The sequence below is a fragment of the Pseudoalteromonas sp. G5_S1_14_S5 genome (assembly GCF_054968605.1).
Window position 1 is genome coordinate 50,904 of sequence record NZ_JBQKUM010000003.1, and the last position, 11,724, is coordinate 62,627.

The following is an 11,724-nucleotide window of genomic DNA, read 5'->3' on the forward strand; positions in this document are numbered from 1 at the left end:
CTATAACAAATTGAATTAGATACCGTACTGAGCGCGGTACGCTTTCACTGCTTCAAGGTGCGCTGCGTCTGTGCCCTTCTCTTCAAGGAAAGTCACTAGGTCAGTCAGGCTAACAATAGAGATAATCGCACAACCAAAGTCACGTTCTACTTCTTGAATCGCAGATAGCTCGCCTTTACCTTTCTCTTGGCGGTCAATCGCAACAAGAACGCCCGCTAGATCAGCACCATTCGCTTGGATAATTTCCATTGATTCACGAATTGCAGTACCTGCAGTGATTACGTCGTCCACCAGCATGATACGACCTTCCAGTGCGCTACCGACTAGGTTGCCGCCTTCACCGTGGTCTTTCGCTTCTTTACGGTTGAAGCAGTAAGGCGTATCTACATCGTGGTGATCGGCCAGTGCAACAGCTGTTGTCGTCGCGATTGGGATACCCTTGTATGCAGGGCCAAACAGTACGTCAAATTCAATACCAGAATCCGCCAATGCTGCTGCGTAGAAGCGACCCAAGCGCGCTAGGTCACGGCCTGTGTTAAACAATCCAGCATTGAAGAAGTAAGGGCTCTTACGGCCAGACTTTAAGGTAAACTCACCAAACTTAAGTACTTCTTTCTCTAGTGCAAATTCAATAAATTCACGTTGATATGCTTTCATGCTCATCCTCTATGTTTACTCAATAAAACTTAACTTACGCTCTGTACCACCCTTTCAGGTTTTACAGACAAAAAAATAGCCCCCAAATTGGGAGCTATTAAAATTGATTATTCTGCCAACGCCGACTTCTGCGCTTCAACAATATCGGCAATGCCCTTATTCGCCAGAGCTAAAAGCTTCATCAGCTCTTCGTGGCTGAACGGTTCGCCTTCCGCAGTACCTTGAATCTCAATCATCTTACCGTCTTCCGTCATGACAACGTTCATATCGGTATCGGCTGCTGAGTCTTCAACATACTCAAGGTCACACAGTGCTTCTGCACCAACGATACCCACTGAAACTGCCGCTACGTGGCCTTTCATTGGGTTCTTTTTCAGTTTACCGCTGTCTAGTAGGCTCTTGATTGCGTCAGCCATTGCTACGCTTGCACCAGAAATCGACGCAGTTCGTGTGCCGCCGTCTGCTTGAATAACATCACAATCAACCGTGATCATGATTTCACCCATCGCTTTAAGATCCACAACAGCACGTAGGCTACGAGCGATCAGACGTTGGATTTCCATCGTGCGACCACCTTGCTTACCGCTCGCCGCTTCACGACGGTTACGAGTGTGCGTTGCACGTGGCAGCATGCCGTATTCAGCCGTTACCCAACCCTTTCCTTGACCTTTCAACCAACGCGGTACGTTTTCTTCTACCGTCGCATTACATAGAACTTTAGTGTTGCCGAACTCAACTAATACAGAACCCTCAGCATAAGCTGTGTAGTTACGAGTCATTTTAATTGGACGAATTTGATCTACAGCGCGGTCATTTGGACGCATTGGTATCTACCTTATTAACAGTCTGAAGTGATTTACTATCGAAAGCGTGCATCACCTAAGAAAGGGGTGAGACATATTTGATTGGGGCGAGATTATATAGCAGTTTACTGTGCAAAGCTATTTACCATTCGAAGACGCTGTTCAAGAAAAGCAATTCCTTAACGAAAGTGATGAGCTTCGGCTGTAACCCGTATCGTGATACTATACGTGCGCGTTATTTTCAGAATGATAAAAGACAGGAAAATTCGATGATTTATAGTATGACCGCGTACGCACGCAAAGAAGTAAAAGGCGATTGGGGCAGCGCAGTATGGGAAATCCGTAGTGTAAATCAACGCTACCTAGAAACTTACTTCCGCATACCTGAACAGTTCCGTGGTTTAGAGCCAATCCTACGCGAGCGTTTCCGTAAGCGCCTAGCGCGCGGCAAAGTAGAGTGTAACCTACGCTTTGAAGCGAACCCAGCAGCCAAAGGCGAGCTAAGCATCAACGAAGGTTTAGCGCAGCAAGTCATTAATGCGGCGAACCAAGTGATGACCATGACAGGTGAAGAGAGCCGTCTTAACCCATTCCAAGTCATGAACTGGCCTGGTGTGATGGAAACACCTGAGCAAGACATGGATACGATCAACAAAGACCTGCTAGCAGCGTTCAACGATGCGATTGCAGAGTTCATTGATGCTCGTGCTCGTGAAGGCGAGAACATGAAGGCGCTAATCGTACAGCGCTTAGATGCGATCACTGAAGAAGTGGTAAAAGTACGTGCACGCATGCCTGAGATCCTAGAGTGGCAACGTGAGCGTCTGCTTAACAAATTTGAAGAAGCGAAGATTGAGCTTGAAGGTTCTCGCGTTGAGCAAGAGCTAATCCTACTCGCACAGAAGTCAGACGTAGCCGAAGAGCTAGACCGCCTAGACTCTCACGTGAAAGAAGCCAATGCAGTATTGAAGAAAGGCGGCGCATGTGGCCGTAAACTGGACTTCATGATGCAAGAATTCAACCGTGAATCAAACACGCTAGCGTCTAAGTCTATCAGCACTGACATCACTGCATCAGGTGTCGAGCTTAAAGTACTTATCGAACAGATGCGTGAGCAGATCCAAAATATCGAATAAACCAACGCTGAGTGAATGCAAGTAAGCCCCTGCATCGAGAGATGCAGGGGCTTTTCTTTATTTTAGTAATAAAGGACCATCAACATTGATGCTCAGGTAAGTCCTTGTTTTTGTAAAGATTGGCAATGTCGTGATTCTTGTCGCGATGCTTGGCTTCATCTTCTCTTATACGGAAAAGTACATCTAAGAATGTCGCATCTTCAGGTAGCCCGTAATAAGTCATCGCAATTCTCGGCGCTGGATGATTGGGTAGACTACCCTCTTCAATTTTGACGATATACTCTGAGTAACTGTTGCAAGCTTCCTCTTCAAAGTAACCGACAATCCGATGCGCGGTTTTAGAAGAGGCTAAGTAAATCACGCTATAGATAATTAAGAAGAGAAATTGTAATAGCATCACTAAGATGCGCTCTATGATGGACGGCTTGGTAACGGTCAAGAAGATCATCAAGTGCATCCGTTCATTGTCCGCTTCGTCCAGGAGCTCTTTGATCCAACCGCCGTCATCTTTCATGCGACGCAATGCTTTAAGGTGATTAAATACCCCCGCGACCATGCCCGGTACAGCCGCAATGGTCTCCAATAACATTGCTCGTTTGGCTAAATGTTTCCCATAAAACAGATTAAGCGTTTTTTTTAGAAGTCGAGTCACGACAAGTGCAACCTTTTCGGAGAGAACTTCAGGTTGATAGTGGGTACTTTCAAAATGCATAGCGTGTTCCTTAATATGAGTCTAATCTCATCAATCAACATTCATGCCAGAAAGCAAAGCCTTATATTTAAAGGGAAAAACAAGAAAAAGAGTCATTAAGACATTCAAAACCACCAAAACAATAAAACACTTAAGTGTCTTTTTGACACTCCAAAGGTAGTAAAAAACCCAGCAACATGGCTGGGCTCTAAATGATTTGTCAGTCGACGATTTACTCGTCCGGTTGCTTGGTTCGAAGATCAACATACGGCCAATAGTGATGCCCAACTCGAATCAACAAGGTAGCAGCAGCTAAGATAAACGCGGCTAAAGATAACCAAACAATGAGAACCGCATCCAATTCCTTCATTCCAAGTGTAATGTAACGAGCAATCGCCATAATCGCGATATAGATAGGGTAACGTACCGGAATCTTACCGTTCGTCACAAATTGTTGGACCATAGCCAACACTTCTAAATAGATGAACATCAGAAGAATATCGGTCAGCCGAACTTGTCGCTCAACAAACAAATGCATGAACTCTTCAACCATCGCAAACACGGTAGCGAGAGTAATTGCCACCAACAGTACCGCTTCAAGAGTATGAAAAACTTTCAAGAAAGGCTTACTAAAAGATTTAGGTAAATGAGAAGGCATTGTCACTCTGCAAAAAATTAATCCAACCTCTACAATAGCATGCCTCAATATAAGCCGCTTCTTCTCTAGCGGAGAAACCATCAATTACACACCTTGTGTGGAGACAGAAGATACAAAAATGGCCCCACATTCACTGTAGAGCCATCTATTCACTTATTCTTCGTTTCAGCTTAGCTCAGCCGATTAGCCTTAAAGAAGAATCAGGTAGGTCAGGAACACCACACACAGGCCATAGATTAACGGGTGAACTTCTTTACCCTTACCCGCGACAACCATAGTGAATGCGTAGCTGATAAAGCCCATCGCCATGCCGTTTGCAGGTGAAAAACTTAGTACCGTGAACATAATGGTGAAGAAGGCTGCGATGCGTGACTCTTTCTTCTCCCAGTCGATCTGACCAAGGCGGCCCACCATGTAGATGCCTACCACGACCATCGCAGGGGCAACCATAGCCGCCGAGAAAATAGAGAAAATTGGGTATAGGAATAGCGAGATTAGGAACAAACCTGCAACCATCACTGCCGCCAAACCTGTCTTCGCACCTTGAGAAGAAGCAATGCCCGACTCAGAGAAAGCCGTAATCGATGTGGTACCAAGAATCGAACCAATCACCGTACCACCCGCATCTGCCACTAGAGCAGACTTTGCATTTGGCACCTTACCGTCCTTATCGATGATACCTGCATCACGGCCAACACCAACAATCGTGCTCAAACCATCAAAGAAGTCGACAATCAGGAAGATAAGTACGATGAACAATAAGTCGAACATTTTCTCAGGAGTAAACGCAGAAAAGTCGAAGATCGCACCAAAGCTACCTGCCATGCTCGGTGGCATCGCGACTAGCTGCTCTGGGATTGGCGCATTTGATGTACCCATGAACACGTCAGCCAGAATTGTCAGTGCAATCGCTGATACGAATGAGATAAACGTCGCCAACTTAATATCACGAACCATACAGCCAAGGGCAATAAAGATGCTGATGTAAGCGATGATCACTTGTGGGTCTGCGATATCCCCTAAACCAACCAATACAAACGGATTCGAAACGATGATGCCCGCGTTCTTAAGTCCCAAGAAAGCGATGAACAAACCGAGCGATACCGTAATCGCCAGCTTTAAGTCCTCTGGGATCGATTCAATCATCGATTTACGAATATTGGTCAGTGAGAGTGCGAGATACAAAATACCAGAAAGAAAGATGCCAAATAGCGCTTCATTCCACAGCACGGCAACAGAACCACTCAATAACAGTCCTTTGAAAAAGCCGTTCATGCTCATACCCGGGGCTAGCATCACAGGGTAATTACCCCAGATGCCCATGATTAGCGTCGAGATAGCTGCAGCCAAAGCCGTTGCAGTGAATATCGCCCCTTTATCCATCCCCGGGATACCACCCAAAATCGCTGGGTTAACCGCCAGAATGTAGCTCATTGCCAAGAAAGTAATGAAACCTGCGTACAGCTCTGTGCCGATCGTGGTCTTTCTTTCAGTGATTTTAAACATTGAATCAAGCGAACTAGAGCTGTTCTGGGCTTTCAGGGTCGAATCTGTACTCACAACAAAACCTTTGCAATAAATTGAGAATTTGGGGGATTCAAATGCTGTGAGAATAGAGAGGTCTCTACACTAAAAACTGTAGTCACCAAGATAGGCTCGGTAGTAGAAACATTTGATCCATTTCATCAAACATATACAGCATTTAATCGTTTGCGCGGATTGTAAGGATTGAGACTAAAACTTCAATAAATTTTGTATAGATCACATAAAAAAAGTGCAGCTGATAAGTGATTACATTTCTAGAACGATCTTTGAGAGGATCATTCGCCAATAAATAACGATCAAGCCGGTTGTTCTCAATCACCTAAATATGCTACTCTTCGCCTCCATTTTTCTGACCTAATTTTCACCAATTGTCGTTATATACGTGCAATTATCGGAACGCAGTTAAGGTCAGTGCTATCTTTTATAGTGTCGGTTTATCGCCTTCACTCAATCCAACCAACAGTGGAAATATACAGATGGGCAAAGGTACTCTTTACATCGTATCTGCACCTAGTGGCGCAGGTAAGTCGAGCTTGATCTCAGCAATGCTAGAAACCAATCCAACCTACGCAATGAAGGTATCTGTTTCACACACCACTCGCGGTATGCGCCCTGGTGAAGAAAATGGTGTTCACTACCACTTCGTAGAAAAGCATCACTTCGAAGATCTCATCCAGAAGAATGAATTCCTAGAGTACGCTGAAGTATTCGGCAACTACTACGGTACTTCACGCGTTTGGATTGAAGAAAACCTAGACCGCGGTATCGATGTATTCCTAGATATCGACTGGCAAGGTGCTCGTCAGATCCGCAAACAGATGCCTCAAGCGAAGAGTGTATTCATTCTTCCACCATCAAATGGTGAACTAGAGCGTCGCCTAAATGTTCGTGGTCAAGACAGCGAAGAAGTTATTGCGAAACGCATGAGCGAAGCGAAGTCAGAAATCTCTCACTATAATGAGTATGACTACGTGATCGTGAATGATGACTTTGATGCAGCCCTAATGGACTTCAAAGCTATCATTCGTGCGGAACGCTTAAAAGAAGATAAGCAAGCGGCAAAATACAGCGGCATGCTTACTGCATTACTGGCGGAATAATTTAGCAACACTAGATTTTCCATTGAGATAAGTATACGGTGATCTAGAAAGTCTCTAGTTAAACTTGTATACTTTCTCGTCATCAAAAATTTATTAGTTAATTACTATTTGGAGTCCTCATGGCACGCGTAACTGTTCAAGACGCTGTTGAAAAAGTTGGCAACCGTTTCGACCTAGTTCTTATTGCGGCTCGCCGCGCACGTCAAATGCAAACTGGCGGTAAAGATTCACTAGTGCCTGAAGAAAACGATAAGCCAACGGTTATCGCTCTTCGCGAAATCGAAGAAGGTCTTATCACTAAAGACGTACTAGATGCTCGTGAACGTCAAGAGCAACAAGAGCAAGAAGCGGCTGAACTTGCAGCAGTAAGCAGCATCGCTCACTCTCGTTAAGAACGTCATTCGAACTAATTAACCTTCCGGGCCTTTAATTTGTATCTATTCGATAGCCTCAAAGACGTTGCCCAAGAATACCTAACAGAGCCTCAAATTGAGGCTCTGCGTCAATCTTATGTGGTAGCGAGAGACGCCCATGAAGGGCAAACCCGCTCAAGCGGTGAACCATACATTATCCATCCTGTAGCTGTTTCAAGAATCCTAGCAGAAATGCGTCTGGATATCGAAACTCTGCAAGCAGCTCTACTTCATGATGTGATTGAAGACTGTGATGTCACTAAAGAAGATCTAGAGGAAAAATTTGGTAATACTGTTGCTGAATTGGTAGATGGTGTATCTAAGCTGGATAAGCTTAAATTTCGTGATCGCAAAGAAGCGCAAGCAGAGAACTTCCGTAAGATGGTTCTCGCCATGGTGCAAGACATCCGTGTTATCTTGATCAAATTAGCTGACCGCACTCACAACATGCGTACGCTTGGGGCACTTCGTCCTGACAAAAAGCGCCGTATTGCTCGTGAAACCCTAGAAATCTATTCTCCACTAGCTCACCGTCTTGGTATTCATAACATTAAGACCGAACTAGAAGAGTTGGGCTTCGAAGCCCTCTACCCTAACCGCTATCGCGTACTGAAAAACGTAGTGAAAGCTGCTCGTGGTAACCGTAAGGAGATGATTCAAGGTATCCATAGCGAAATCGAAGGGCGTCTTAAAGAAGTCGGTTTACCTGCTCGCGTACTTGGTCGTGAAAAGAACCTGTTCTCCATCTATAACAAGATGAAAACTAAAGAGCAGCGTTTCCACACCATTATGGACATCTACGCTTTCCGAGTGGTGGTTGATACCCCTGATACTTGTTATCGTGTTCTTGGTCAGGCACACAGCCTGTACAAGCCTCGTCCTGGCCGCATGAAAGATTACATCGCGGTACCAAAAGCCAATGGCTACCAATCTCTGCACACATCAATGATCGGCCCTCACGGGGTACCAGTTGAGGTTCAGATCCGTACTGAAGATATGGATCAAATGGCAGACAAAGGTGTCGCGGCACACTGGTCTTACAAAGGCAATGGCTCACGCAGCAGTAATGGCACAACCGCACAGGTTAAAGCACAACGTTGGATGCAGAGCTTACTTGAGCTACAACAAAGCGCGGGTAACTCATTCGAATTCATTGAAAACGTTAAGTCTGATCTGTTCCCTGATGAGATCTTCGTGTTCACGCCGAAGGGGCGTATTGTCGAACTTCCTGCTGGCGCAACAGCCGTCGATTTTGCTTACGCGGTACATACCGATGTCGGCAACATGTGTGTAGGTGCTCGTGTAGACATGAACCCTTACCCACTCAGCAAATCGCTGAAGAACGGTCAAACCATTGAGATCATCAGTGCTCCAGGCGCACGTCCGAATGCAGCATGGCTCAACTACGTGGTGACATCACGTGCGCGTACGAAGATCCGTCAGGTTCTGAAAACCATGCGTCGTGAAGAGTCGATTACCTTAGGTCGTCGTCTACTGAACCACGCACTTGGCGAGCACTCAATTGGTGATATCAGCCAAGAAAACGTTGAACATGTCTTGTCTTATCTGCGTCTCGACAGCATTGAAGACTTGCTCGCATCAATTGGCCTTGGTGAGCTGATGAGCATCGTGATTGCTCGTCGCCTGCTGGGTGATGCTGACGAACTGACTGAAGTGGAAAACAACAGCGATACGCCTAGGAAGAAACTTCCAATCCGTGGTGCTGAGGGCCTACTGCTGACATTCGCTAACTGTTGTCACCCAATTCCTGACGATCACATCATTGCCCACGTATCCCCAGGTCGTGGTCTTGTGGTTCACCGTGAAACGTGTCCAAACGTTCGTGGCTACCAAAAAGAACCAGACAAGTACATGGCGGTGGAATGGTCTGACGATTACGACCAAGAGTTCACAGCTGAGCTACAGGTTGATCTGCAGAACCACCAAGGTGCACTGGCTGAATTAACTAACGTTATCTCGAAAACAGGCTCAAACATTCACGGTATTTCAACCGAAGAACGTGATGGACGCTTGTACACAGTGACAATCTTGCTGACCACCAAAGATCGTGTTCACCTTGCGAGTATTATGAAGAAGCTACGTGTGATGCCACACGCGCTTAAAGTAAGACGCCGTAAGAACTAGCTAATAGATCAGATGAGGGATTCGAGATGGCGAGATGCGAAGAGCAAAAGACTTCGTGACTCACTATCTTGGCTCCACATCTGATTTAGTTTTTGAATATCAATAGATAAAGTAGACGATAAATACGAGTCTCGAGATGCGAAGAGCAAAAGCTTTTCACCACTCAACTTTTCGTATTTCGAGTATACTTTAGTTTTTGTACTGCCCTATTCCTCTCATATCCCATTTACATACATCCCGTACTCGCTCTAAGTCTTTTCGTATCCCGTTTACTCGCATACCGTATCTGCTTCTAAGCTTTATCCTGTACAAAAATCCAGTAAAATGCTTGAATAGATCATCACTCTTACGTTTATGAGCCTTGCTATGTCACAGCTTTTATCTGCTATCCCTCTCAACTCTTTATCTGGAGTCGGCGCTAAAGTCGCAGAGAAACTGGAAAAGGTTGGGCTTAACAATGTGCAAGACCTGCTGTTTCACCTCCCTTTGCGTTATGAAGATAGAACGCGAATCTATCCGATCATCAAACTGCACGCAGGAATCTGGGCCGCAGTTCAAGGCAAGGTGATGAGCGTAGATACCATTTTCGGTAAACGTAAGATGTTGGCGGTAAAGATCAGCGACGGTAATGGCACCATTACGCTGCGCTTTTTCAACTTCACTGCCGGAATGAAGAACAACTTTGCCGAGGGCAAGCAAGTCCATGCTTATGGTGAAATCAAGCGCGGCAATATGGGGCTTGAGATCGTCCATCCGGATTACAAATTCTTTGCTCCAAGACAGCAACCAGATGTGGAAGCGAACCTGACTCCGGTGTATCCAACCACTGAAGGGCTAAGACAAGTCACACTGCGAAACCTGACCGACCAAGCGTTAGAACTGATCGACAAAGCAGCCGTCAATGAGCTGCTACCGTCTGGTTTGTACGACCACCAAATCACCCTAGCGCAAGCGCTGCATACTATTCACAGACCGCCTCCGGGCATCGACCTCGAGTTGTTTGATGAAGGTAAACACCCTGCACAGCTGCGCTTGATTATGGAAGAGCTACTGGCTCAGAACCTATCGATGCTGTCGGTCCGCAGTAAAGGACAGCAAGATAAAGCGATGCCGCTTCCTCTAGTGAGTACACTCAAAGATAAACTACTGGCTCAGCTACCATTCTCGCCAACCAATGCTCAAGCTCGCGTAACCCAAGAGATTGAAACTGACTTAGAAAAGCCACACCCAATGATGCGCTTAGTACAAGGCGATGTAGGTTCAGGTAAAACCTTGGTTGCTGCACTAGCGGCGGTTCGCGCACTGGAACATGGTCAACAAGTCGCTTTAATGGCACCAACAGAACTATTGGCAGAGCAGCACGCGATCAACTTCGCCAATTGGTTTGAAGCAATGGACATTCAAGTCGGTTGGCTTGCAGGTAAACTCAAAGGTAAAGCTCGTGAAACTGAGCTGGCACGCATTGCCAGTGGCGAAGCGCAAATGGTGGTCGGTACTCATGCTCTCTTCCAAGAACACGTCGAGTTCAAAAACCTTGGTCTCGTAATCATTGATGAGCAGCACCGATTTGGTGTCCACCAGCGATTAGAGCTACGAGAAAAAGGCGCTAAGCAGGGTTATTACCCTCACCAATTAGTGATGACGGCAACGCCCATTCCACGAACACTAGCAATGACGGCCTATGCCGATCTCGAAACCTCAATCATTGATGAACTACCGCCGGGTCGAACACCTATTCAAACCGTCGCCATCCCGGATACCAAGCGTGATGACATCGTAGAACGCGTGAGAAATGCGTGTCTCAATGAAGGTAAGCAAGCCTACTGGGTGTGCACACTGATTGACGAGTCAGAAGTATTGGAAGCGCAAGCTGCTGCAGACACCGCTGAAGAGCTGCAACGCAAACTGCCTGATGTGAAAATTGGCTTAGTACACGGCCGAATGAAACCTGCCGAAAAACAGGCTGTGATGCAAGATTTCAAAGAGAACAAGCTGCACTTACTGGTTGCCACAACGGTGATTGAAGTGGGTGTGGACGTACCGAATTCGAGCTTAATGATCATCGAGAACCCAGAACGTCTTGGCCTAGCGCAACTGCACCAATTACGAGGCCGTGTTGGCCGTGGTTCGGTCGCCAGCCACTGTGTACTACTGTATCACTCTCCACTATCAAAAACCGCTCAGAAGCGCTTAGGGGTGCTACGTGAAAGTAACGATGGCTTTGTGATTGCTCAGCGAGACTTAGAGATCCGTGGCCCTGGTGAGCTGCTTGGTACTAAACAAACAGGCTTGGCTGATTTCAAGATTGCTGACTTAGTACGAGACCAACGTTTAATCCCTGAAGTGCAGCGTATCGCCCGCCATATTCATGATAGCTACCCAGACAATGCCAAAGCGATCATCAATCGCTGGCTAGGTGAACGTGATGTGTATTCGAAGGCGTAATTAGCCCCTACATTCCCGCTTACAACGTAAAAAGGCTTCCATGAGGAAGCCTTTTTAGTACACGTTACTTTAATAAACCAAGAGCAAGATTCCCTACTCCTTCGTTCCTCACGATAGGGACGAAAGGTTAA

General features: G+C 46.1%; 10 protein-coding genes and 1 riboswitch. Of the genes, 5 read left to right on the top strand and 5 right to left on the bottom strand.

Translation table 11 applies throughout. The annotated features are described in order from the left end of the window. Positions 1–15: 15 nt before the first annotated feature. Together pyrE and rph are read right to left on the bottom strand one after the other, a co-directional pair. Entirely contained in the window at positions 16–657 is a 642-nt protein-coding gene (gene pyrE / locus ACTRWI_RS01570) for an orotate phosphoribosyltransferase (protein ID WP_004741430.1), read from the bottom strand. Positions 658–764: 107 nt separating this feature from the next. Further along, positions 765–1,481 carry a ribonuclease PH gene (gene rph, locus ACTRWI_RS01575; RefSeq protein ID WP_499128836.1) on the bottom strand — a complete coding sequence of 239 codons (717 nt, stop codon included), beginning with the start codon at positions 1,479–1,481 and terminating at the stop codon, positions 765–767. A 248-nt stretch (positions 1,482–1,729) separates the two neighbouring features. Here rph and ACTRWI_RS01580 point away from each other — a divergent pair, with 248 nt between their 5' ends. Continuing rightward, positions 1,730–2,596 (top strand): YicC/YloC family endoribonuclease, encoded by an 867-nt coding sequence (locus tag ACTRWI_RS01580; protein WP_499128837.1) that lies wholly within the window; start codon positions 1,730–1,732, stop codon positions 2,594–2,596. Between the two features lie 79 nt (positions 2,597–2,675). Here the strand turns inward: ACTRWI_RS01580 and ACTRWI_RS01585 are convergent, their stop codons facing one another. The 3 genes from ACTRWI_RS01585 to ACTRWI_RS01595 form a co-directional block, all read right to left on the bottom strand. Next, complete coding sequence (locus tag ACTRWI_RS01585) at positions 2,676–3,308, bottom strand: alternative oxidase (RefSeq protein ID WP_499128838.1); 633 nt, start codon at positions 3,306–3,308, stop codon at positions 2,676–2,678. Between the two features lie 211 nt (positions 3,309–3,519). Then, positions 3,520–3,945, bottom strand: a complete 426-nt coding sequence (locus ACTRWI_RS01590; RefSeq protein WP_105025695.1) for a phosphate-starvation-inducible protein PsiE — start codon at positions 3,943–3,945, stop codon at positions 3,520–3,522. A 189-nt stretch (positions 3,946–4,134) separates the two neighbouring features. Further along, on the bottom strand, positions 4,135–5,505 hold the full coding sequence (locus ACTRWI_RS01595) for an NCS2 family permease (protein ID WP_499128839.1): 1,371 nt from the start codon (positions 5,503–5,505) through the stop codon (positions 4,135–4,137). A gap of 59 nt (positions 5,506–5,564) precedes the next feature. Beyond that, positions 5,565–5,664: riboswitch (purine riboswitch) on the bottom strand. 302 nt (positions 5,665–5,966) lie between these two features. On the opposite strand from ACTRWI_RS01595, the gene gmk reads away from it, so the two are divergent. The 4 genes from gmk (at position 5,967) to recG (ending at position 11,593) form a co-directional block, all read left to right on the top strand. Beyond that, positions 5,967–6,590: a guanylate kinase gene (gmk, locus tag ACTRWI_RS01600; RefSeq protein ID WP_499128840.1), complete on the top strand. Its 624-nt coding sequence runs from the start codon at positions 5,967–5,969 to the stop codon at positions 6,588–6,590. Between the two features lie 119 nt (positions 6,591–6,709). After that, positions 6,710–6,982 carry a DNA-directed RNA polymerase subunit omega gene (rpoZ, locus tag ACTRWI_RS01605; protein WP_004741437.1) on the top strand — a complete coding sequence of 91 codons (273 nt, stop codon included), beginning with the start codon at positions 6,710–6,712 and terminating at the stop codon, positions 6,980–6,982. 39 nt (positions 6,983–7,021) lie between these two features. Beyond that, the gene (spoT, locus tag ACTRWI_RS01610; protein WP_499128841.1) at positions 7,022–9,148 is read left to right on the top strand and encodes a bifunctional GTP diphosphokinase/guanosine-3',5'-bis pyrophosphate 3'-pyrophosphohydrolase; all 2,127 of its coding nucleotides are present in this window, start codon (positions 7,022–7,024) and stop codon (positions 9,146–9,148) included. Positions 9,149–9,514: 366 nt separating this feature from the next. Continuing rightward, positions 9,515–11,593: an ATP-dependent DNA helicase RecG gene (recG, locus tag ACTRWI_RS01615; RefSeq protein WP_499128842.1), complete on the top strand. Its 2,079-nt coding sequence runs from the start codon at positions 9,515–9,517 to the stop codon at positions 11,591–11,593. Positions 11,594–11,724: the final 131 nt, after the last annotated feature.